Origin of the sequence: Rathayibacter sp. VKM Ac-2857 (assembly GCF_013205025.1) — a bacterium.
Taxonomy (GTDB): Bacteria; Actinomycetota; Actinomycetes; order Actinomycetales; family Microbacteriaceae; genus Rathayibacter.
This window is the reverse complement of sequence record NZ_JABMLE010000004.1, coordinates 616,586-638,295: the sequence shown is the minus strand read 5'-3', so window position 1 is coordinate 638,295 and position 21,710 is coordinate 616,586. Positions and strand designations below refer to the sequence as shown.

Below are 21,710 nucleotides of genomic sequence, written 5' to 3'. Positions count from 1 at the left end.
CGGAGTGGGACGGTGATCAGGGGGCGCCGAAGCCCGCGGCCGCGAGGACCGTGCGGCCTTCGTCGCCGGCCACGTACGCCGTGAACGCGGCGGCGAGGTCCGGGTTCGCGGAGGCGGTGACCGGGGCGATCGGGTAGGTGTTCACGGCCTGCGACGACTCGGGGAACTCGATCCCGGTCACCGCGTCGCCGGCGGCGGCGACGTCGGTGACGTAGACCAGGCCGGCGTCGGCCTCGCCGGAGGTGACCTTGCCGAGGACGTCGGTGACCGACGACTCCTCGCTGACCGGCCGGAGGTCGACGCCGGTCGCGGTCTCCACGGTGACCGTCGCCGCGCCGCAGGGCACCTGCGCTGCGCAGACGACCGTCTTCACGCCCTCGCGGGCGAGGTCGGCGAACGAGGCGATGCCCGCGGGGTTGGCCGGCGGGACGGCGATCTCGAGGGTGTTGGTCGCGAAGTCGACGGGCTCGCCCTCGATGAGGTCGGCGTCGGTGAGCTTGGCCATGTTCTTCTCGTCGGCCGAAGCGAAGACGTCGGCGGGTGCGCCGTTGGTGATCTGGGTCACCAGGTCGGACGAGCCGGCGAAGGTGAGCTCGACGGTGGTGCCGGGGTTCTCGGCCTCGAAGGCCGTCGCGATCTCGGTGAACGTGCCCTTCAGCGACGCGGCGGCGAAGACGGTGATCGAGCCGGACAGCGCGCTGGTCGGGGTCGGCGCGCTCGAGGCCTCGGGCGTCGCGGACTCGGCGGGTGCCGAGGCGGAGCAGCCGGCCAGGGCCGCGAGGAGGGCGGCGGAGGAGAGCAGTGCGGCGGCGGCACGCGGGAGCGTCATGGAGGAGCCTTCCGGGGTTCGACGGCGCGGGACTGCGTTCCGCTTCTGCGTCTTCAAACCAACTCTATTCCCGTGAAGGCGGAGGATCGGCCGCAAACGGCCGGAGATCGCGGATCGGCCTCCACGCGGCGTCAGTCGGGCGAGTGTGCGGACCTGCCCTGCTGGTGACGGTGGGTCTCGATACGCCCCTGCGGGGCTACTCGACCAGCATGATGGCGGGTGGCGGCACAACTGTCGTGGGCGGCGGTCCCCTGCTGATCGAGTAGCCCGCGCAACGGGCGCACTCATGCTGATCGAGTAGCCCGCGCAGCGGGCGTATCGAGATCCACCAGCGTCAGAAGTGGAGTCTGCAGACCCGCCCTCCTGGTGACGGCGGGTCTCGATACGCCCCTGCGGGGCCACTCGACCAGCATGGGGCGCGATACGGCGCCCTCGGCGGCTACTCGACCAGCATGAGCTGTCAGCGGGTGGCGGCGAGCACGTCCGCGTAGCGCTCGGCCGGGTCGAGGGCGAGCCCCGGCTTGACCGCGCGGGCGAGGTCGTCGGCGAGGACCTCGGTGGCGCCGTGCTCGAGGCCGTCGAGGGCGGCCGTGACGATCGCCGCCGGGCTCGACTTGGGGGCGTCGGTCCACGCGGCCATGTCGGTGTCGACGAAGCCCATGTGCAGGCCGAGCACCTGGGTGCCCTGCGCGGCGAGGGCCAGACGGAGACCGTCGGTGACGCTCCAGGCCGCGGCCTTGGACATCGAGTACGACTCCGAGCCGGGGAACGAGACGAAGGACGACACGGAGAGCACGTTCAGCACGGCTCCGCCGCCGGCCCGGCCGAGGCTCCCGGCGAAGGCGCGCGCGAGCATCAGCGGCGCGAAGGCGTTGGTCTCGACGGTGCGGCGGATCTCGTCGAGGTCGCCGTCGATGAAGTCGACCGTCGGAGCGATGCCGGCGTTGTTGACGACGATCGACACGTCGCCGAGGGTCGCCGCGAGCTCGGCGATGCGGGCCTGGTCGGTCACGTCGAGCGCGATCGGGACGACGCCCGGCGCGGCCGCGATGGTCGAGACGTCGCGCGCCGCGGCGTAGACGGTGCGGGCGCCGCGGGCCGTCAGCTGCCGCACGAACTCGGCGCCGATCCCGCGGTTGGCGCCGGTCACGAGTACGACGGAGTCCTGGATCTGCATGGTGGTGCCTTTCTGTAGTGGACGATAAAGAACTGCTGCGGGGCACGCTAACACGTTCCGTAGCGACTGTTATAGAATCGCTGCATGGCAGGACGACCGAGGGGCTTCGACCGCGACGAGGCGCTCGACACGGCGATGCGCCGCTTCTGGAGCGACGGCTACGACGAGACGACGGTCGCGGTGCTCACCCGCGAGATCGGCATCTCGGCGCCGAGCCTCTACGCGGCGTTCGGCGACAAGGACGAGCTCTTCCGTGCCGCCGCGAGCTGCTACTCCGACACCGCCGACGCGACCCTCGCGCGGCTGCTCGACGCGCCGACGGCCTGGGAGGCGCTGGCCGCGGTGGTCCGCTCGAGCGCCGCGGGCTACTCCGATCCGGGCACGCCGTCGGGCTGCTTCGTGCTGAGCGAGCCGCGGCTGGCCGCGCGCCGCCGCGCGATGGAGGAGAGCATCGCGGCGCGGATCGAGCGGGGAATCGCCGAAGGGGATGTTCCGGCCGGCACCGATCCGGCCCGCACGGCGGCGTTCGTCGTGGCGGTGCTCGGCGGCATGTCGACGCAGGCCCGCGACGGCGGGAGCGCCGAGCGCGTCGCCGAGATCGGCGAGCTCGCGCTCGCGGCGCTGCCCCGGCCGTGACCGAAGCGCCAGGGAGCGCCCAGCAGCACCTCGCCGCCGCCGCCGACCTCGCCCGCCGGCACCTCGAGCATCCGGAGCGCGCCGCCGCGCTGAACCTGCGGCTGCACCGCGTCACCGAGCCGACCTCGCTGGTCTACACGCGCTTCCCGCCGACGCTGAGCCTCGTGCTCGCCGGCCGCAAGCGCTCGATCGTCGGCGACTCGGACGAGCAGTGGGGCGCCGGCCGCTTCCTGATCACGCCGGTCGACCTGCCGGTGATCGCGGCCGTCGTCGAGACCGGCGAGCAGGGCGACTTCGTCTCGGCCAACTGGCACCTGGATCCGGTGCTCGTCGCCGAGGTCGCCGGGCTCGTGGCGCACCGCCCCGCGGCGGCGGTCCCCGAGCGGATCGGCATCATCACCCCGGAGCTCGCCGACGCGCTGCACCGGCTGTTCCGGCTCCTCGACGCACCCGAGGAGATCCCGGTGCTCGGGCCGGCGGTGTCGCGTGAGCTGGTCCTCCGCCTGCTGCAGAGCGATCAGGCGCCGCGCCTGCTGTCGGCGTCGTCGGCCGTCCGCTCGGAGGCGGTGACCCGCGCCGTCGATGCGATGACCACCGCGCTCGCGCACGGCTGGACGCTCGACGCGCTGGCGGCCGAGGCGCGCACGAGCGTGCCGACGCTCACCCGGCGGTTCCGCGAGCTGACCGGGATGTCGCCGCTCGGCTACCTGCGCCGGCTGCGGCTGGGCGAGGCGCGGCGCCTCCTGCTCGTCCGCGGCGAGACGGCCGCGGGCGCGGCGGCGGCCGTCGGCTACGCGAGCGCATCGCACTTCGGCCGCGACTACCGCCGCGCCTACGAGACGACCCCCGCGGCCGACGCCGCGCTGCACCCGGGGCGGCTGGTGCAGATCGACTGACCGGCGACGCAGCCGGAAGCCCGAGTCAGCGCCGCGCGCCGACGATCCCGCCGTCGACCAGCAGGGTCGTGCCGTGCACGTAGGACGCCTCGTCGGTGGCGAGCCAGCGCACGGCCTGGGCGATCTCGTCCGGGCGGCCGGGGCGACCGGCGGGTGTCGGGGCGGTCATGGCGTCGAGGATCGCCGAGGCGTGCTCGTTGCCGGGAGTGAGCGTGGCGCCCGGGGCGACCGCGACGACGCGCACGCCGTCCGCTCCGTACTCCGCCGCCCAGGCGCGGGTCAGGTGGTCGAGCGCCGCCTTGGTCGCCGGGTAGAGGGCGGTGCCGAGGGTGCCGACGCGCGCCATCCACGAGGTGATGTTGATGATCACGCCGGAGCCGTGCTCGGCCATCGTCGGCGCGATCGCTCCGACGAGCTGGTGCGGGACCCGGATGTTGGTGACGAGCAGCGCGTCGACGTCGGCGTCGCTCAGCTCGGCGGTGGGGCCGACCGGGAAGACGCCGGCGTTGTTGACGAGGACGTCGATCCGCCCGCCGAGCAGGCGCAGCGCCTCGACCGCGACGGCGCGGGTGGCGTCGGGCGTGCCGCCGAGGTCGGCGACGAGCACGGAGGCGGTGCCGCCGGCCGCGATGATCGCCTCTGCGACGGCCTCGGTGCGCGCGCGGTCGCGGCCGTGCACGAGCACGTGCGCACCGGACGAGGCGAGCCGATGGGCGATGGCCTCGCCCAGTCCGCTCGAGGAGCCGGTGACGAGGGCGGTGCGGCCGGCGAGGCGGTCGTCGGAGGAGTGCTCGGAGGGGTGGGGGATTGTGGTGTCGGTCATGCATCCAGCCTCGCGGCGCGGGTCGCGGGCGGGTGTCCCGATCGGATCGAGGCCTGTCGCGATCCGATCACGGCGCCGCTTCGTGCCGGCGACGGGGGGTCTCGGTACGCCCTGCGGGCTACTCGACCAGCATGGATCACCCGCATGCTGACCGAGCAGCGCAGCGGAGGCATGGAGATCCACCGTGCTGACCTGGGCGGGTCTCGATACGCCCCTCCGGGGCTCCTCGACCAGCATGGGCGGGCCCGAGCCACGCGCGTGGACCGCGCGCGGCATGCTGATCGGGTAGCCCGCGCAGCGAGCGCTGCATGCCGATCGAGTAGCCCGCGCGCAGCGAGCGCTGCATGCCGATCGAGTAGCCCGCGGAGCGAGCGCTGCATGCCGATCGAGTAGTCGGCGCAGCGAGCCCTGCATGCTGATCGAGTAGCTCGCGGAGCGGGCGTATCGAGATCCACCACCGTCAGAACGGCACTGGGGTGTCGTCGAAGCGCGGTCCCGGCGGCGGGTCCGGTGGGCGCCCGGGCAGCGGCGGCGGCCGGTTGCTGATCCGCCGCCCGGTCGGGCTCGTCCATTCGAGCGTGCCGTGGTCATCGATCCGCTTGTAGCTCCACTGTTCGCCGTGCCGGACGTGGTGGTGGGAGGTGCAGAGCGACACGAGGTTCTCGAGGGAGGTCTCGCCGCCGTTGCGCCACTCGAGGGTGTGGTCGGCCTCGCTCGTGCTGGAGCTGCGGGTGCAGCCGGGGAAGCGGCAGGTCTGATCGCGCAGTTGCAGGTGCAGGCGCATTTGAGGTGGTGGGACGCGCCAGGTGCGGCCGACGGAGACGACTGCCCCGGTGTCCGGATCGGTCAGGACGCGGGTGAAAGACGCAGCTGTCCGGATGAGCTCGCGGGCGATCTCCGCGGGAACGGGGCCGTAGCCGTCGAGCTCCGCGGGGGCGTCGTCGAGGCCGACGGCGGTGGAGGCGGCGAGGGTGAGTCGCACCTCGGCGCGGATGCCGGGGACGAAGGTCGGGTCGGGCCGGTGGTCGGCGTTCGGCGTGGTCCCCGTGATGTCGCCGTCGCAGAGAATGTCGATCGCGGCGTCCGCGCTGAGCTGCTGCAGAGTGCGGGGGTCGCCGTCGTCGCGGAGGGTGCGGGCGATGCGGCGGAGCCGGTCGTGTGCGCCCATCACTGCGGGTGCCGGGCCGTAGAGGCAGAGCGTGGCCATCCCGTCGATGTCCGGGGTGACCCAGACGGCGCGGTCCTCCTTCGCGCGGGCGTGGCGCTGGGCGAGGGGTTGCTCGTGCAGTTCCTCGCGCCAGCGGCCGAGTGCTCGGCGCAGCTGCGTCGTCGTCATGGTGAGAGCGGCGTCCGCGGCGCGCTCGTCGAGTGCGGAGCGGGAGGCTTCGGGGAGGCTGCCGGCGGTTCGGCAGATGGCCTCGCCGACCTTCCAGAGGATCCGGCCGTCGCGGAGCAGGGCGCGTGTGAGTGGAAGGTGCTCCATCAGGAGCTGCGCGGTCTCGAGGCGGCGGGAGACCTCCTGCTCCGACTCGCCGTACGCCACCGCCAGCTCGGCCCGAATGGAGCGCTCGACCAGGTCGCGAGTCTCGCTGCGGGTCGCACCGCGGGCGAACGCCTCCGGGACGGTGAGCGCTTTTCGGTAGCCGCGGTGCATCAGCTCCGCCGCCCGAAGGCGCGTCGGGGACGCGGCGCGCTCGGCGGCGGCGGAGTCGTCGAAGCAGTCGCGCACCTCCGCGAGTGCCGCCGCATCCTCATCTTTTAACATACGAGTATTGAAGCAGGAACCACCGACACCGGAGCGGGGATGCGGGCTGGTCGGGGAGAGCACCGTCGGATCGGGGGCTGGGGAGGAGGCTCGCTCCCGGATGTCTCGGCGGTGGTGGGTCTCGATACGCCGCCGGAGGCGGCTACTCGACCAGCATGAGCTGAGGTCGCCGGAGGCGGCTACTCGACCAGCATGAATTGAGTTCGCCGGAGGCGGCTACTCGACCAGCATGAGCTGAGGTCGCCGGAGGCGGCTACTCGACCGGCAGGGGGGCCCGACCGCGGACCGCCGCGACGACGGCCGCCACGGCGCGGTCGACGCTCGCCGCGCGGGCGGCGGCGTCCTCCTGCTCGGAGTCGTGCACGAAGGCGGTCGCGCCGCGCACGGCGCCGCAGTAGTCGACGACGCCGTGCTCGATCTGGGTGCGCAGAGCCAGCTCGTAGCCGTGCCGCTCGTACACCCCGGCACCGTCGCCGGCGATCGGCACGAGGTGGACGGTCAGTCGGCCGAGCTTGCGGCGCATCCCGTCGGCCGCGTCGATCTCGAAGGCCCAGCCGTTGACGAAGACGCGGTCGATCCAGCCCTTCAGCAGCGCCGGCGTCGACCACCAGTAGACGGGGAAGACGAGCACCAGGTGCTCGGCGGCGTCGAGGCGGCGCTGCTCGCGCGCGACGTCCGCCGGGTACTCGCCGGCGACGCGGTAGCTGTGCCGGTCGGCCGGGCCGAACCGCGGGTCGAACCCCTCGGCGGCGAGGTCGGCGACCTCGGCCGGCGCCAGCTCCTCCGCGAGCCGCCGGGCGAGGGCGAGGGTGAGCGAGTCCTGGTCGGGGTGGGCGGCGACGATGAGCGTGTTCACCCCTCCATCCAAGCCGACCCGGCCGAGAGCACCGTCCGCCCGATGGCTGCCCCTGCATGCGACGCCGCGGCGTGCGACGATGCGGCGTGCGACGCGACGAGAGGCAGCAGAGATGACGTATCCCGAACCGCAGGAGGTCCTGCACCGGGACGGCTCCCTGCGCGCCCGCGGCGCCGTGCTCGACGGCGAGATGCACGGGTACTGGGAGTGGTTCCGCCTGGACGGCACGCCGATGCGCAGCGGGTCGTTCGACCGCGGGCGCCAGGTCGGAGTCTGGACGACCTACGACCGCTCCGGCGCACCGCACAAGGAGACCCGCTTCGGCGACTGACGCCCGCGACCCGCCCGCCCTCAGTCCTTCGGAGCCGCGGCCCCTCCGGCGAGGTCGTCCTCCGTCGGCTCGGTCACGCCGATCGTGCTGATGATCGGCATGGTGCCCGTCCGCGCGAGCGGCTCCTCCGCGGTCGGCGCCTGCTCCGGAGTCGGGGAGCGGCGCGCCCGGACCGGCGCCACCGCGCGGACGACCGGCGTGCGCAGCCGGCGGTACGCGATCCGGCCGAGAGTGACGCCGCCCGCGAGCCCGATCGCGATCATGCCCGCCTGGAGCAGCAGCTCGATCCCGCCCTCGGGGCCGCGGCCGGAGGTGAGGTCGAGCACGCCGCGGTAGAGGGTGAGGCCGGGGAGCAGCGGCACGATGCCGCAGGCGGTGGTCACTACGGCGGGCACGCGCCAGCGCTCGGCCAGGGTCTCGCCGAGCAGCCCGATCACGATCGCGGGCACGGCGCTGGCCAGGAGCGGCGCGGCGCCCAGCCCGCTCAGCGCGTCGGAGGCGACCCATGCTCCCGCGCCGGTGAGCGCGGCGACGAGCGCCGGCCGCGGGGGAGTGTGCGACGAGAGTGCCCAGGCCCCGGCGGCGATGCCGGCACCGAGCACCTGCACGCTCGCCGGCCAGGGCCGGGCGTAGGAGTCGACCAGCACCAGCTCGACGCCGAGGGTGCGCGCGCCGTCGAGCACGGCGGCGATGCCGACGACGATGCCGAGCGTCAGCAGCCCGACCTCGAGCAGCCGGCCGCCGGCCGTGATCGGGAAGCCGTTGATCGCGTCGTCCGCCGCTCCCACGAAGGAGAGCCCGGCGAGCAGCACGACGACGCCCGAGGCGACCACGAGTGCGGGCGGCAGCACGGCGAACTCGACCGGCAGCTGCGGCACGACCGCGAGCAGCAGCACGGCGACCCCCGTCGCGAGCGCGGCTCCGGCGATCTGCTGGAAGAAGGCGGGCAGCCCCCAGCGGCCGAGCAGCTGGTTGACGCCGTCGATCGCGGCGGTCGTGAGCGCGGCGAGGAGGACGATCAGCGGTCCGCCGCCGAGCAGGATCGCGACGCCCGCGGCCATCACGGCGAGGGTGAGCGTGACGACGCTCCGCCGGTAGCGGTGCGGCTGGACGAGGATCGCGTCGAGCCGCTCGTGCGCGTCCTCGAACTGCTGCCGGGCCTCGTCGCGCGCGGCCGTCGAGTCGACGGTGTCGGCGACGCGCACCTCGGGGGAGCCGTCGGTGATCGCGGTGACCAGCGCCGTCACCCGGGCGAGCCGCTCGTAGTCGGCACTGCGCGAGGCGACGACGCGCAGCACGCTGACGCTGGGGGAATCCTCGCTCCCGTCGTGCACGACCAGGATCGAGGTGAAGGTGAGGTCGACCTGGACCTCGATGCCGTAAGCCCGGCAGACCCGCTCGATGGTCTCGGTGACCTCGGCGGCCGCGGAGCCCAGCGAGAGCAGGGTCTCGCCGAGCCGCACCGCCAGCTCGAGCACCCCGCGCACGGTCTGCTCGGCGAGGACGGCACGCTGCGAGCGCCGGCTGACCGGGGCGGCAGGACGCTGGCCGCTCAGCGTGCCGGCGAGCTGCCGGAGGAGCCGCGGCCGGCGGGGACGCTGCTGGTGGGGACGAGGAGGGCGCACCACCCGAGCGTAGAGAAGACCACCGTCACCAGGGCACCACCTCGTCCCGGATGTCCCGGTACGCGACGCCGGGGCCGTCACGTCCCGCCAGGGCGGCCTCCTCCGCCATCTGTTCCCAGGTCTGCTCCGAATGATGCATACACATCAACTTCACGACCGGAGCCCGCATGCTCGCCACCACCCTCGCCCCTCGCTCACGCACCGTCGCCGCCCCGGCGCTGCCGCTGCTCCCGACCGACTCGGACCGGCTGCTCGTCATCCGCTCCGCCTCGGGCGACGACCGCGCCTTCGCCGAGATCGTCCGCCGGCACACCTCACTGCTGCGCGCGACCGCGCTCCGGATCCTGCGGGCCTCGAACGAGGTGGACGACGTGGTGCAGGAGACGTTCCTCGCCGCGTGGACGCACATGGACAGCGTGATCGACGGCGAGACCATCGTCGGCTGGCTGCTCACCACCGTGCGCCGCCGCTGCTACGACCGCCTCCGCTCGACCGACCACCAGAGCCGTGCCGAGCTGGAGCAGGACCTGCCGGAGTCGCTCGACCACAGCCCCACGGCGGTGTCGGAGCGGGCGGCGCTCGTCACCGAGGCCCGCGCCGTGCTCGACCGGATGCCCGAGCTCCAGCGCCGCTGCTGGGAGCTCCGCCAGCTCCACCAGCGCAGCTACGACGACATCGGCGCCGAGCTCGGCGTCAGCGCCACCGTCGTCCGCGGGCAGCTCTCCCGCGCACGCCTGCTGATGGAGGCCACGCTCGCGCACTGGCGCTGAGGCTTCGAAGCGCTCCCCGCGGGCGGTCGATCCGTCGCGAACGGCTCTCGCCGACGCGCCGAGGGAGCCGTTCGCGACGGGTCGATCGGCGGATCGCCGCGACTTCAGGGGTGGGCTGACTCGGCTCAGGACGGACTCGGCGGTTAGCGTGGAGGGCATGGAACCCAGCTTCGGAGCCCTGCTCACCGGACTCCTGATCAACCTGTTCTGGTTCGCGCTCGTCCTCGTCGCGGTCTTCTTCGTCGTCCGCGCCGCGGTGACGAGCGCGCTGCGGCGGGCCGGAGTCATCACCCCGTCGAGCGCCGCCGCCCTCGACCGCGAGGACGAGGCGCACCGGCGCGCGATCGACGACGAGCGGCGCCCGGAGGCCTGAGCCCGGCAGGTTTGAGCCCGGCGCTGGTCGCGGGTCAGCTCCCGAGGATCGCCAATGCCGTCGAGACGATCCCGCAGACGACGCCGGTGCCGACCAGGATCAGTCCGGTCAGCCGCAGCGCGCGCACCGGATCGGCGCGGCGGTGCAGGCGGATCCGCTCCGGGTCCTCCTCGCGGTAGTAGACCTCGCGCTGGTCCGAGCCGACCGGCGTCAGCGGATCGTCGGCGGTGAGCGGCCGCGACCGGACCTCGCCGGCGCGGGTGACCCAGTGCAGCGCCCGGGGCGGCCCGTCCTCGAGGTAGGCGGTCGTCGTCGACCACCGCCCGTCGATCAGCAGCCCCACGAACGCCGCGAACAGGAAGAGCAGCCCCAGCGGGAGCGTGATGAGGGAGAGCGCCTCCAGGATCGTCTCCAGCACCGGTCGCCTCCCTCAGGATCCGCTGACGAGCGTACCGGGCGGCGGCGGGACAAGCGGTGCCGCTAGCCGCCGATCGTGGGCGCCGGGGCCGTGAAGAAGAGGTACGGCAGGAAGTGCAGGACGAGCGTCGCGAGCACGCCGATCGCGGGCGTCACCCACCACCAGCGCAGCGGCCTCGCGAGCCGCCGGACCACGGCGAACCCGACGACGGGCGTGATCAGCACGGGCAGCCACGCCCCCAGCACGGCCCACTGCACGGCGGGCGCCAGCACGCGCAGGTCCTTCCAGCCGTCGATGGCCGGATCGATCGCCGACGCGGTCTGCAGGAGCACGAACGGCACCAGGACCGCGGCGAGCGCCGCGTGCACGAGACCCCAGGCTCCCACCGCGAGCCGGGCGTAGCCGAGGTCGAGTGCTGCGGTCGTGGTCGTCACTGGGGCAGGCTACCCGGCGCGACGCCGTCCGCCGCCGTTCGAGGCGGTTCCGTACACTGGCCCGGGCGCCGCGCGGACGGCGGAACGAGCTGCGGGGGTGGCGGGGACGGATGGCGACGACGGGTGGCGCACGGCACGGACGACTCCGGCCGCGGTCCGGACTCCGGAGTCTGCTCCTCGGTGCGGCGGCGATCGTCGGGGTCCTCGCGCTGAGCGGCACCTGCCTGGTCGCGATCGCGACGGCGAGCATCACGAGCAACGTCGCCGGCAATGCGGTCGAGCTGGGCGTCGCGCCGTCCGCGGAACCGCAGGCGGTGCAGCTCGGCGCGATCGAGGGCGGGTTCGATGTGCTCATCGTCGGCACCGACAACGACGCGGTGCAGGGCGACGCCTTCGGGGTCAGGGACGCCACGCTCAACGACGTCACGATCCTGCTGCACGTCTCCGCCGATCACCGCAGCGCCACGGTGATCAGCTTCCCGCGCGACCTCGTCCTCGACCGCCCGGCCTGCACCGATCCGGACACGGGCGAGGTCACGGAGGCGACGGCCGACGTCCCGCTCAACTCCGCGTTCGAGCACGGCGGGCTCTCCTGCGTCAACGACACCGTGCAGCAGTTCACCGGCCTGACCGTGCCGTACGCGGGCTGGGTCTCCTTCAACGGCGTGATCGAGATGAGCAACGCGGTCGGGGGAGTGCCGATCTGCCTCACCGGGCCGATCCGCGACACCGACTCCGGGCTCGACCTCCCCGCCGGCACGAGCACCGTCTCGGGCGCGACCGCGCTCGCCTTCCTCCGCACCCGGCACGGCGTCGGCGACGAGAGCGACCTCAGCCGGATCTCCTCGCAGCAGCAGTACCTCGCCTCGCTGATGCGCACGGTCCGCTCGGCCGACACGCTGTCGAACGTCCCGGCCCTCTACGGACTCGCGCAGGCGGTGTCCTCGAACGTGCACCTCTCGACGACGCTGACGAACCCGTCGACGATGATCTCGCTCGCGCTGGCCCTCAAGGACGTCGACCTCGCGCAGATGGTGTTCGTGCAGTACCCGGCGCTGGACGACCCGGACCGGCCCGGCAAGGTCGTCCCCGACACGGTGCTCGGCGGCGAGCTGATGGCCCGCGTGCTGAACGACGAGCCGGTGACGCTCGCGTCGACCCCCGCGGAGGAGCAGCCCGCCGCACCGACCGAGGCACCGGTCGATCCGGGCACAGCGGTCCCCGCTCCCGCCGAGCCCGTTCCCTCCCAGCCCGCTCCGGAGCCCCTTGCCGCCGCCGGGCAGACCGCCGCCGAGGAGACCTGCGCCGTCCCGTCCGGCTGACGCCGCGATCCGTCAGGGAGTCGCGTCCGCGCCGGTCGCGCGCACGTTCCGCACGACGCGGGCGGGAGCACCGACGACGACGGCCCCCGACGGGACGTCCTTCGTCACCACCGCGCCCGCGGCGATCACCGCGTCGTCGCCGATCGTGACGCCGGGCAGCAGCGTCGCGTTCGCGCCGATCCAGACGTTGGAGCCGACGACGATCCGCCCGGGATGCAGGTCGCCCCGGTGAGCCGGGTCGAGCCCGTGGTTCAGCGTCGCGAAGACGACGTCGTGCCCGACGAGGCAGTCGTCACCGATCGTGACGCCGCCCTGGTCCTGGAAGGCGCAGCCCGAGTTGAGGAAGACCCGGGCGCCGAGCCGGAGGTTCCGGCCGAAGTCGGCGCGGAGCGGCGGGAAGAGCGTCACCGACTCGTCGACGGGCCGGCCGGTCAGCTCCGCGAGCAGCTCGCGCACCCGCTCGGGAGCGTGGTAGCCGCCGTTCAGCTCGGCGGTGATGCGCAGCGCCTCCTGACTCGCGGCGTGCATGACCGCATGCAGCGGAGAGCCGCTCTCGATGGTCTCCTGCGCGTCGAGCGCGGCGAGCAGGTCGTCGAGGTCCGGACCGGTGTCCGTGTCCCTGTCGTCTTTCCTGCCGTCGACCCTGCCGTGTTCCATGTCGTCGTCCTCTCGTCGGGAGCGACCAGGCTACGAGCGCTCGCCCGGCGCCCGGGACTCCCTGCCGGGGCACCCCTTCCGCGCGCCTCGGCCGGGACGGCGCCGAGCGCGCGGGTGGTCGGGGACGTCCTCACTCCAGACGGGGGAGTGGAGCGCGGAGGCGACCGCGCACACGGCCGCGAGGCCGAGATCGGTACCTCTCTGACGGGACCGGCATCACTCCGGAAGACACGTTCAGGACCTGTTCACCCCTGAGAACACCACCGGCCGTCGGGGCGGCGACCCGGGTGAATGATCGCACCGCGCCACGACGGGCGTCCCGGGGTGCGCTACCGTTCCCGAGATGTCTACCTTCGTCCTCGTCCTGGTGCTGTCGGCGGCGGTCTGCCACGCGGCGTGGAACATCGTCGCGCACCGCGTCAGCGGTCTCGGCCTGCCGTTCCTCTGGTGGGGCGCGGTCGCGAGCACCGTGCTCTGGGTGCCGGTGATCCCCTTCACCGGCGGGCTCGGCTCCGGCCCGGACGTGCTCAGGGGGCTGCTGATCGGCGCGGGCCTCTCGGGAGTGCTGCACCTGGGCTACATGGTCGTGCTGCAGCACGGCTACGCGCGCGGCCGGCTGTCGACCGTGTACGCCACCGCGCGGGGGACCGGGCCCGCCCTCAGCGCGGGGCTCGCGGTGCTGCTGCTCGGCGAGCGGATCCCGCTGCTCGCGGTCCTCGGCGTCGCCGTCGTCGTGATCGGCGTGGTCGCGACCGGGCTGCTCGACCGGCCGCCGGTGACCGAGCCGCGGTCGCGCCGGCGGGTGGATCCGAGCATCCTCTTCGGCGCCCTCACCGGGGTCGCCATCGCGGTCTACACGATCTGGGACGCGCACGCCCTGCGGACCTGGGGTCTGTCGCCCGTCGCCTTCATGGTCGGCTGCACCCTGCTCGAGGTGGTGCTCTACCTCGTGCCGCTGCGTCGGCGCCTCGCGGAGCTGGCCCCCGTCCTCGCCGCGCACTGGCCGCGCGTGCTCGCCTTCGGCGTGCTGTCGCCGCTGTCGTACATCCTCGTGCTGCAGGCGATCACCCTCGCGCCCGTCGCCCTCATCGCGCCGCTGCGCGAGGTGAGCGTCGTGCTCGTCTCGGTGTTCGGCGCTCTGGTGCTCCGGGAGGGCTCGGCGGTGCGCCGCATCGCGGCCTCGCTGGTCGTCGTCGCCGGGATCGTGCTGCTGTCGGCCTGACTCGCGGGCGTCGGAGCAGCGCTTCTCTCACAGCCCGACGGGCCGGATGAAGTGCGCGCCCTCGCGCCGCCGACCGGTTGCGGAGACGGTGAACCGGACGATGTCGCTGCGGTAGCGGTCGTCCGAGGCCTCGAAGGTGCGCCCCTCGGAGTCGCGGGTGATGCGGTGCAGCCGCAGCACGGGGGAACCGGGTGCCAGCTCGAGCAGCCGCGCGTCCGTCTCGTCCGCCGCGACCGCGTCGATCTCGTGGTCGACCTCGGCCGACCGCCAGCCGCGGGAGTCGAGGAACTCGGTGATCGAGACGGTGTCGAGGTCCACGTCGAAGAGGGTGCGCCCGGCCGGCTCGATGAAGGTGAGGCGCTCGAGCATCGTCGGGCGGTCGTCGAGCGAGCGCAGCCGCAGCACGTCCACGACGAGCTCGCCCGGCTCGATGCCCAGCAGCGCCGCCTGCTCCGCGTCGGAGCGGCGCAGCGAGACCTCCTGAGTCAGCGCCCCGGGCCGGGCGCCCATCGTCCGCGCCCAGCGGGTGAACGGGATGGAGACGTCGACGGCCTGCTGGGCCTTGCGCTCGATCACCCGGCTGGGGCGGCCCCGGGTCGTCTCGATCAGCCCCTCGCTGCGCAGGGCCGCGAGGGCGTTGCGGATCGGGCCGCGCGAGGTGTTCCACTTCGCGGCGAGCTCGCCCTCGGTCGGGACCTCGTCGCCGGGGGCCAGCCGCCCGCTCGCGATCGACTGACGCAGGTCGTCGGCGATCGCCTTGTACATCACATCAGCCACGAAGGCACCTTATCGAAGTGCGGTGAGAGGGGTTAACACGTCGTGAACAGTGGCGAGATAGGTATATACGTGGGCGCTCAGTGCGGCAGAGTTCCTGTCGTCCCCCTCGACACCCTCTCGCCCGAAAGGCCGTCATGCCCACCCGCGCTCGCCTGTCCTCCTCCTTCTCCCGATCGGTCCTCTCCGCGCTGGCCGTCGCCGGCGCCCTCACGCTCCTGGCCGGCTGCTCCGGCGCCGCATCCGCCGACTCCGCTGCGGCGGGCGACTCCGAGGCCGGCTTCGCCGTCGACTCGAGCACCCTCGTCTTCGGCGTCGTCCCCGACTCCGTCGACACCGAGACCAACTACCAGCCGCTGATGGACTACATCGCGCAGGAGACCGGCAAGACCGTCGAGTACCACGAGTCGACCGACTACGCCGCGCTGATCGAGGCGAGCATCGCCGGCCAGATCGACGTCGCCAGCTTCTCCGGCTTCACCTACGTCACCGCCACCAACAACGGGGCGCAGCTCACCCCGATCTCCTCGATCGTCACGGCGGAGGGGCAGGAGCCCGGCTACTACTCCGAGGCCATCGTCCCGAACGGCAGCGACATCGCCTCGATCGCCGACATGAAGGGCAAGAAGGTCTGCTTCGTCGACCCGTCCTCCACCTCCGGCTACCTCTTCCCCAGCTACACCCTGCTCGAGGCCGGCATCGACCCGGAGACCGACATCACGCCGGTGTTCGCGGGCAAGCACGACGTCTCGGTGCAGAAGGTCGGCGAGAACACGGAGTGCGAGGCCGGCTTCGCGGAGGACAGCGAGGTCGAGAAGTCCGACGCCGTCACCGTGATCGACCGCACGATGGTGCCCGGGGCGCCGATCGTCGAGTCCGACACGCTGCCCGACGACCTCAAGGCGCAGCTGAAGGACATCCTCGCCGAGGTGACCATCGACGACATCGTCGCCGCCGGGATCGAGTCGGCCGACAGCGACGGCTTCCGCAGCGTCTTCTACGAGACGAAGCCGGTCGACGACGCCTACTACGACGAGATCCGCGAGATCTGCGAGGCGACCGACGCCACGCAGTGCCAGGCCTGACCCGGCGCCGCTGACCCGACCCGGAGAACCCGATGACGACACCTCACCCCTCCCAGGCCGAGACCCTCTCGCAGGCCGAGGCCCCCTCGCAGGCCGACGCCGTGGTCGAGATCGCCCACCTCACCAAGAGGTTCGGCGCCACGACCGCGCTCGCCTCGGTGTCCCTCACTGTGCGCCGCGGCGAGATCGTCGTCCTGCTCGGGCTCTCCGGGTCGGGCAAGTCCACGCTGCTGCGGCACGTGGACGCCCTCGAGACCCCGAGCAGCGGCTCCGTCCGCGTGCTCGGGGAGCAGGTGACGACGCTGCGCGGCCGACGGCTGCGCGCCCTGCGCGGCCGGGTCGGCTTCGTCTTCCAGCAGTTCGAGCTCGTCCCCTCGCTGACGGTGCTCGAGAACGTGCTGACCGGGGCGCTCGCCGACCTGCGCGGTCCGCGCCTCGGGCTGTGGAGCTACCCGAAGGCGAAGAAGCTGCGTGCGCTGCAGCACCTCGAGCGGGTCGGCCTGCTCGAGCGCGCCTACCAGCGCGCCGACACCCTCTCCGGCGGGCAGCAGCAGCGCGTCGCGATCGCGCGCGCCCTGATGCAGAACCCGTCGATCCTGCTCGCCGACGAGCCGGTCGCCTCGCTCGACCCGGAGTCGAGCGATCAGGTGATGGCCCTCATCCGCGAGATCGCGGCGGAGCAGGGCCTCACCGTGCTCTGCAGCCTGCACCAGGTCGACCTGGCGATCGCCTGGGCCGATCGCATCGTCGGACTCCGGCACGGCGCGGTCGTCCTGGACACTCCGGCGGCCGGGCTCTCCAAGGCCGAGGTCATGGAGATCTACGGCCGCGTCGCCACCACGACCTCCGAGCTCGAGGCCGTCCAGAACGAGCTGCTCACCCCGGAGCACGCCCCGTGACCGCCGTCCTCCCGCCGCGGACCGCCCCGCGACTCGATCCCGCCGTCGCCGCCCGGGCGCCGAGGCCGCCGCGCTCGCCCGAGCGGATCGCCGCGGTCCTCACCCTGCTCGCGCTCGCCGGGCTCGCGATCGCGGCGCTGATCGAGGTCGACGTCTCGGTGCCCCGGATGCTGCAGTCGCTCTCGAACGCCGAGCGCTTCTTCGGCCGCGTCGGCGCGATCACGTTCCCCGAGCCGGCCGAGCTGCTCGCCCTCACCTCGCAGACCCTGGGGCTCGTCCTCACCGGGACCCTGCTCGCCGCCGTGCTGTCGGCGCCGCTCGCCTACCTCGCCGCCGCCAACACCACTCCCGGGAATGCGGCACGGGCGATCGCGCGCTTTCTCGGCGTCCTCGCCCGCGCGATCCCGGACGTCGTGCTCGCGATGGTCTTCGTCCTGATGTTCTCGCTCGGCTCGCTCCCCGGCATCCTCGCGATCGGACTGCACTCGGTCGGCATGATCTCGAAGCTCTTCGCGGATGCGATCGAGCAGATCGACGAGGGCCCGCGCCTGGCGATCCGCGCGGCCGGCGGCTCGCGGCTGCAGGAGTTCACCGCGGGCGTGCTGCCGCAGGTGCTGCCCTCCTGGGTCGCGACCGTGCTGCACCGCAACGACATCAACCTGCGCGGTTCGGTGATCCTCGGCTACGTCGGCGTCGCGGGCCTGGGCCTGGAGATGTCCTACGCCTTCAAGTCGCTGCAGTATGGGCGCGGGATCGGCATCGCCCTGGTGATCTTCGCGCTCTGCGTGGCGATGGAGATCGTCTCGAGCTCGGTGCGCACCGCGATGCTCGGGCGCACCGCCACCGGGTCGAGTCCGATCGACGCCCTGGTGCGCCGGCTCCGCCCCGCGGCGCCGCAGTCGGCCGACCGTCGAGCGGCGCTCGCGCGCAGCACTCCCGAGGCCGCACTGCACCGGCCATGGACGCTCGCCCGCGCCCGGAACACCGCGGCCGGAGCGATCGCCGTGCTCGCGATCACGGCGGGCGTCGTCGTCAGCGACATCACCTGGAGCGACGCGCTCACCTTCTGGGCGCGGATCCCCGCGGTCGCCGCGCAGTTCTGGCCGCCGTCCTTCGGCAGCTACGACGCCGGCACCATGGTCGAGGCGATGCGCGAGACCGTCGCGATCGCCCTCGCCGCGGCACTGCTCACCGTCGTCGTCTCGGTCGTGATCGGCTCGCTCGCCGCCCGAAACGTGGCGCCGACCCGCGCCGCGCGCAGCGGCTTCCGGCTGCTGCTGGTCGCGGTCCGAGGCGTCCCGGAGCTGATCCTCGCCATCGTGCTGATCGTCATCTCGGGCCTCGGCACCCAGGCGGGCACCATCGCCCTGGCCGTCGGCGGCGTCGGGCTGCTCGGCAAGCTCATCGCCGACTCGCTGGAGGAGGTCGACTCCGGGCCGGAGCGCGCCCTCGTCGCGACCGGTGCCACCCGGCTCCAGGTCTACGCCGGAGCCACCGTCCCCCAGGGAGCACGCGCGATGCTCGGCCACACCTTCTACCTGCTCGACACCAACATCCGCGCGGCGACCCTGCTGGGGATCGTCGGCGGCGGCGGGATCGGCTACTACCTCCTCAACGCCGCCCAGGGATCGAACTACGCGACCGTGACCGCGATCGTCCTGATGATCCTGGTGACCGTGCTGCTCGTCGAGGGCCTCGCGATGTGGCTGCGGAGGGTACTCCGATGAGCGACCGCTTCGACGTCGCCGTCGTCGGCTCCGGGATCGTCGGCCTCGGCGCGGCGTACGCGGCCGTCCAGCGGGGCCTGCGGGTCGTCGTGCTAGACCGCACCGCGGCGCCGACGGGAGCGACCGTGCGCAACTTCGGCCACCTCTGCTTCACTCCGCAGTCCGGCGAGGCGCTGCGCTACGGGATCGCCGCCCGCGAGGCGTGGCTGCGGCTCGCCCGCGACGCCGGCTTCCGGCTCGGCCGGCACGGCACGCACATCGTCGCTCGCCACTCGGACGAGCTCGCCCTGCTCGAGGCGGCGGCGGCGCGCCCGCCGGCCGGCTTCGGCGACGGACCGGAGATCGAGCTCCTCGACGCGGCCGGCCTCAGGGCCGCCGTCCCCGTCGCTCCCGCGGGCGTGGTCGGGGGAGCAGTGCTCCCGTTCGACCTCCAGGCGGATCCGCGCACCGCTGCCGGCGCGATCGTCCGCCACCTCGCCGCGCTCGGCGTCGAGTTCCGGATGGGCACCGCCGTCGGCCGCGTCGGCGAGGGCGTCGTCGACACCAGCCGCGGCACGATCCGGGCCGAGACGATCGTCGTCGCGGTCAATCACGACCTCGACCAGCTCTTCCCGGAGCTCGCGGAGGCGCACGACGTCGTCCGCTGCTCGCTCGACATGCTGCGCGTCGACCTCGCACTGCGCGCCCCGCTCCGTGCGCCCCTGCTGACGGGCTGGTCGCTGATCCGCTACAGCGGGTTCGCCGGCCTCCCCGAGGCGGGCGCGGTGCGAGCGCGCCTGCACCGCGACCGTCCGGACCTCGCGGCGATCGACCTCAACCAGATGTACACGCAGCTGCCGGACGGGAGCGTCGTCGTCGGCGACTCGCACCACCGCGCCGTGACTCCGGAGCCGTTCCAGTCCGAGGCGACCGCCGAGCTCCTGCTCGAGGAGACGGCCCGCCTCTTCGGCAGCGCCCCCCGGGTGCTCGAGCGCTGGCAGGGCGTCTACGCCAGCGGGCGCGAGGAGTTCCTTGCCGCCGAGCCCGCGCCGGGCGTCCTGGTGCGCACGGTGACCACCGGCATCGGCATGACCACCGGCCTCGGCTTCGCCGAGACCACCCTCGCGGAACGCCTCGACAGCACTGCGCGCCGCCTCGACAGCACTGCACCGCTCCTCCTCTCGGCGAAAGGCCACCGATGACCAGCACAGCCCCCGCTCCCGCGACCCCGTCCACCCTCGGCTCGGCTCTGGCCGGCATCGAGCTGGTCGTCCTCGACATGGCCGGCACCACCGTGACCGACGACGGCGTCGTCGAGCGCGCCTTCCAGCGCGCCGCCGAGCGCACCGGCGTCGCCGACCGCCTGCCCTGGGCGGAGGCGCTCGAGTACGTCCGCCACACCATGGGCCAGTCGAAGATCGACGTCTTCACCCACCTGGCCGGCGGCGACACGGCCGCGGCCGAGCGCGCGACCGCCGCGTTCGAGGACGCCTACGCCGAGCTGATCACCGAGGGCGCGGCGGCGCCGGTCGCCGGTGCCGAGGAGGTCCTGCGCGCGCTGACCGCGAGCGGGGTCCGCGTCGCCCTGACCACGGGCTTCGCTCCGGTCACCCGCGACGCGATCCTCGACGCGCTCGGCTGGCGGGGCCTCGTCGACATCGCCCTGTCGCCGGTCGACGCCGGCCGCGGACGCCCCGCTCCCGACCTCGTGCTGACCGCCGCCCTGCGCGCGGGGGTCAGTGCCATGAGCGCCGTGGCCGTCGTCGGCGACACCGCGAGCGACGTCCTCTCCGGCCGCGCGGCAAGCGCCGGCCTCGTCGTCGGCGTGCTCAGCGGCGCGCACGACCGGACGCGCCTGCTGGCGGCCGGCGCCGACGCGGTCGTGGACGACGTCACCGCGCTGCGCACCCTCGCCCGGCGATGAGGACTGCGCCGGCGCCGGCTCAGATCGACCCCGCCTCCCGGCGGGTCGAGCTGCGGCCCTCCGCCACCGCGATGGTCTGGCTCGCGCCGGACCGGCCGCACGAGGCCGTGGCGTTCGTCAGCGTCCGGCTCGGCGCGGGTGACGTCCTGGTCGAGGTCGAGCTCGCCACGATCTGCGGCTCGGACGTGCACACCGCCCGCGGTGACCGGAGCGCTCCGGCGCCCCTCGTCCTCGGGCACGAGCAGCTCGGCCGCGTCGTCGAGCTCGGCAGCGGGCGGCCCCGTGCGCACGACGGGTCGCTCCTCACCGTCGGCGACCGGGTGCTCTGGTCGATCGCGGCGAGCTGCGGCACGTGCGACCGCTGCACCAGCGGTCTCGAGCGCAAGTGCCGGACGCTGCGCAAGTACGGCCACGAGCGGATGAGCGACGGCTGGGCGCTGTCCGGCGGTTTCGCGACGCACGTGCACCTCGTCGCAGGCACTCCGGTGATCCGGCTGCCCGAGGACGTGCCCGCCGCCGTACTGGCTCCGGTCTCCTGCGGGACGGCCACCGCCTGGGCCGCGCTGGCCGCCGCGGAGGCGGTGCAGCCGGCGGTCCAGCCGGCGGTACAGCCGCTCGCCGGTGCCCGGCTGCTGATCAGCGGCGGGGGACTCATCGGCCTGACCGCCGCCGCGATGGCGACGGATCGCGGAGCCGCCGTCACCCTCGTCGAGCCGGACCCTGCCCGGCGCGCGCTCGCCGAGCGGTTCGGGGCGCTCGCCCTGCACCCCGGCGAGGCGACCGGCGCGTTCGACGTCGTCCTCGAGGCGTCGGGCGCCCGCGCCGCCGTCACGTCCGCTCTCGAGCGGGTCGAGGTCGGGGGCGTCGTCGTGCTCGTCGGCAGCGTCTTCCCGACGCCTCCCGTCCCGCTCGATCCCGAGCTCGTGGTCCGGCGGCTGCTCACCCTGCGCGGCGTGCACAACTACGCGGCCGCGGACCTCGCGGCCGCCGCGGGCTGGATGATCGACCGCTGGCGCGCGTGGCCCTTCGCCGATCTCGTCGGCGAGATGATCGCCCTCGCCGACCTCGACGCCGGGCTGGCGCGCGCGGGGAGCGGGTCGGTGCGCATCGGCGTCCGGCCGGCGGCGATGCGCCGGGTGCCGACCCGCGGCTGAGGTCCGCGGCGACGCGCGCCCCGGAGTGTCGTGC

General features: G+C 73.7%; 23 protein-coding genes. 13 read left to right on the top strand and 10 right to left on the bottom strand.

Going from position 1 to position 21,710, the window contains the following annotated elements; translation table 11 throughout:
- Nucleotides 1–16 precede the first annotated feature (16 nt).
- Both modA and HQQ86_RS19855 read right to left on the bottom strand, forming a co-directional pair.
- Nucleotides 17–829, bottom strand: coding sequence for a molybdate ABC transporter substrate-binding protein (modA, locus tag HQQ86_RS19860; RefSeq protein ID WP_173290305.1), 813 nt, complete (start codon nucleotides 827–829; stop codon nucleotides 17–19).
- A gap of 460 nt (nucleotides 830–1,289) precedes the next feature.
- Nucleotides 1,290–2,006: an SDR family oxidoreductase gene (locus HQQ86_RS19855; RefSeq protein ID WP_173290303.1), complete on the bottom strand. Its 717-nt coding sequence runs from the start codon at nucleotides 2,004–2,006 to the stop codon at nucleotides 1,290–1,292.
- A gap of 84 nt (nucleotides 2,007–2,090) precedes the next feature.
- Between HQQ86_RS19855 and HQQ86_RS19850 the strand changes: the two genes are divergently transcribed.
- The gene (locus HQQ86_RS19850) at nucleotides 2,091–2,642 is read left to right on the top strand and encodes a TetR/AcrR family transcriptional regulator (RefSeq protein WP_173290301.1); all 552 of its coding nucleotides are present in this window, start codon (nucleotides 2,091–2,093) and stop codon (nucleotides 2,640–2,642) included.
- Nucleotides 2,639–3,538, top strand: a complete 900-nt coding sequence (locus tag HQQ86_RS19845; RefSeq protein WP_173290299.1) for an AraC family transcriptional regulator — start codon at nucleotides 2,639–2,641, stop codon at nucleotides 3,536–3,538. The genes HQQ86_RS19850 and HQQ86_RS19845 overlap by 4 nt, the downstream gene beginning before the upstream one ends.
- A 25-nt stretch (nucleotides 3,539–3,563) precedes the next feature.
- Here HQQ86_RS19845 and HQQ86_RS19840 read toward each other — a convergent pair whose 3' ends face one another.
- The 3 genes from HQQ86_RS19840 to HQQ86_RS19830 form a co-directional block, all read right to left on the bottom strand.
- The gene (locus HQQ86_RS19840; RefSeq protein WP_173290297.1) at nucleotides 3,564–4,361 is read right to left on the bottom strand and encodes an SDR family NAD(P)-dependent oxidoreductase; all 798 of its coding nucleotides are present in this window, start codon (nucleotides 4,359–4,361) and stop codon (nucleotides 3,564–3,566) included.
- 460 nt (nucleotides 4,362–4,821) lie between these two features.
- Complete coding sequence (locus HQQ86_RS19835) at nucleotides 4,822–6,126, bottom strand: HNH endonuclease signature motif containing protein (RefSeq protein ID WP_173290295.1); 1,305 nt, start codon at nucleotides 6,124–6,126, stop codon at nucleotides 4,822–4,824.
- Between the two features lie 253 nt (nucleotides 6,127–6,379).
- Entirely contained in the window at nucleotides 6,380–6,982 is a 603-nt protein-coding gene (locus HQQ86_RS19830; RefSeq protein WP_173290293.1) for an NAD(P)H-dependent oxidoreductase, read from the bottom strand.
- Nucleotides 6,983–7,094: 112 nt separating this feature from the next.
- Here HQQ86_RS19830 and HQQ86_RS19825 point away from each other — a divergent pair, with 112 nt between their 5' ends.
- Nucleotides 7,095–7,313, top strand: a complete 219-nt coding sequence (locus HQQ86_RS19825; RefSeq protein ID WP_173290291.1) for a toxin-antitoxin system YwqK family antitoxin — start codon at nucleotides 7,095–7,097, stop codon at nucleotides 7,311–7,313.
- A gap of 20 nt (nucleotides 7,314–7,333) precedes the next feature.
- Here HQQ86_RS19825 and HQQ86_RS19820 read toward each other — a convergent pair whose 3' ends face one another.
- A complete protein-coding gene (locus tag HQQ86_RS19820; RefSeq protein ID WP_173290289.1) occupies nucleotides 7,334–8,938 on the bottom strand; it encodes a threonine/serine exporter family protein in 1,605 nt (534 codons plus the stop codon).
- A 167-nt stretch (nucleotides 8,939–9,105) separates the two neighbouring features.
- Between HQQ86_RS19820 and HQQ86_RS19815 the strand changes: the two genes are divergently transcribed.
- The gene (locus HQQ86_RS19815; RefSeq protein ID WP_173290287.1) at nucleotides 9,106–9,708 is read left to right on the top strand and encodes an RNA polymerase sigma factor; all 603 of its coding nucleotides are present in this window, start codon (nucleotides 9,106–9,108) and stop codon (nucleotides 9,706–9,708) included.
- A gap of 157 nt (nucleotides 9,709–9,865) precedes the next feature.
- Nucleotides 9,866–10,081: a hypothetical protein gene (locus tag HQQ86_RS19810; protein WP_173290285.1), complete on the top strand. Its 216-nt coding sequence runs from the start codon at nucleotides 9,866–9,868 to the stop codon at nucleotides 10,079–10,081.
- Nucleotides 10,082–10,115: 34 nt separating this feature from the next.
- On the opposite strand, the gene HQQ86_RS19805 is transcribed toward HQQ86_RS19810, so the two are convergent.
- A complete protein-coding gene (locus HQQ86_RS19805; RefSeq protein WP_160089339.1) occupies nucleotides 10,116–10,499 on the bottom strand; it encodes a hypothetical protein in 384 nt (127 codons plus the stop codon).
- Between the two features lie 62 nt (nucleotides 10,500–10,561).
- Nucleotides 10,562–10,933: a hypothetical protein gene (locus HQQ86_RS19800; RefSeq protein ID WP_173290283.1), complete on the bottom strand. Its 372-nt coding sequence runs from the start codon at nucleotides 10,931–10,933 to the stop codon at nucleotides 10,562–10,564.
- Between the two features lie 110 nt (nucleotides 10,934–11,043).
- On the opposite strand from HQQ86_RS19800, the gene HQQ86_RS19795 reads away from it, so the two are divergent.
- Nucleotides 11,044–12,255 (top strand): LCP family protein, encoded by a 1,212-nt coding sequence (locus HQQ86_RS19795; RefSeq protein ID WP_173290281.1) that lies wholly within the window; start codon nucleotides 11,044–11,046, stop codon nucleotides 12,253–12,255.
- A gap of 12 nt (nucleotides 12,256–12,267) precedes the next feature.
- On the opposite strand, the gene HQQ86_RS19790 is transcribed toward HQQ86_RS19795, so the two are convergent.
- The gene (locus HQQ86_RS19790) at nucleotides 12,268–12,912 is read right to left on the bottom strand and encodes a DapH/DapD/GlmU-related protein (protein ID WP_173290279.1); all 645 of its coding nucleotides are present in this window, start codon (nucleotides 12,910–12,912) and stop codon (nucleotides 12,268–12,270) included.
- A gap of 343 nt (nucleotides 12,913–13,255) precedes the next feature.
- On the opposite strand from HQQ86_RS19790, the gene HQQ86_RS19785 reads away from it, so the two are divergent.
- Nucleotides 13,256–14,134, top strand: coding sequence for an EamA family transporter (locus tag HQQ86_RS19785; protein ID WP_173290277.1), 879 nt, complete (start codon nucleotides 13,256–13,258; stop codon nucleotides 14,132–14,134).
- A gap of 27 nt (nucleotides 14,135–14,161) precedes the next feature.
- Here the strand turns inward: HQQ86_RS19785 and HQQ86_RS19780 are convergent, their stop codons facing one another.
- Nucleotides 14,162–14,911 carry a GntR family transcriptional regulator gene (locus HQQ86_RS19780; RefSeq protein WP_367948746.1) on the bottom strand — a complete coding sequence of 250 codons (750 nt, stop codon included), beginning with the start codon at nucleotides 14,909–14,911 and terminating at the stop codon, nucleotides 14,162–14,164.
- Nucleotides 14,912–15,045: 134 nt separating this feature from the next.
- On the opposite strand from HQQ86_RS19780, the gene HQQ86_RS19775 reads away from it, so the two are divergent.
- The 6 genes from HQQ86_RS19775 to HQQ86_RS19750 are packed head-to-tail and all read left to right on the top strand — an operon-like array spanning nucleotide 15,046 to nucleotide 21,676.
- Nucleotides 15,046–15,993, top strand: a complete 948-nt coding sequence (locus HQQ86_RS19775; protein WP_173290275.1) for a phosphate/phosphite/phosphonate ABC transporter substrate-binding protein — start codon at nucleotides 15,046–15,048, stop codon at nucleotides 15,991–15,993.
- Between the two features lie 32 nt (nucleotides 15,994–16,025).
- Complete coding sequence (phnC, locus tag HQQ86_RS19770; protein WP_173290273.1) at nucleotides 16,026–16,892, top strand: phosphonate ABC transporter ATP-binding protein; 867 nt, start codon at nucleotides 16,026–16,028, stop codon at nucleotides 16,890–16,892.
- Entirely contained in the window at nucleotides 16,889–18,619 is a 1,731-nt protein-coding gene (locus tag HQQ86_RS19765) for an ABC transporter permease subunit (protein ID WP_173290271.1), read from the top strand. Before phnC ends, HQQ86_RS19765 begins: the two co-directional genes overlap by 4 nt.
- Nucleotides 18,616–19,800, top strand: coding sequence for a TIGR03364 family FAD-dependent oxidoreductase (locus HQQ86_RS19760; RefSeq protein WP_173290269.1), 1,185 nt, complete (start codon nucleotides 18,616–18,618; stop codon nucleotides 19,798–19,800). The genes HQQ86_RS19765 and HQQ86_RS19760 overlap by 4 nt, the downstream gene beginning before the upstream one ends.
- A complete protein-coding gene (locus HQQ86_RS19755) occupies nucleotides 19,797–20,522 on the top strand; it encodes an HAD family hydrolase (RefSeq protein ID WP_173290267.1) in 726 nt (241 codons plus the stop codon). Before HQQ86_RS19760 ends, HQQ86_RS19755 begins: the two co-directional genes overlap by 4 nt.
- Complete coding sequence (locus HQQ86_RS19750; protein WP_173290265.1) at nucleotides 20,519–21,676, top strand: alcohol dehydrogenase catalytic domain-containing protein; 1,158 nt, start codon at nucleotides 20,519–20,521, stop codon at nucleotides 21,674–21,676. The genes HQQ86_RS19755 and HQQ86_RS19750 overlap by 4 nt, the downstream gene beginning before the upstream one ends.
- Nucleotides 21,677–21,710 lie beyond the last annotated feature (34 nt).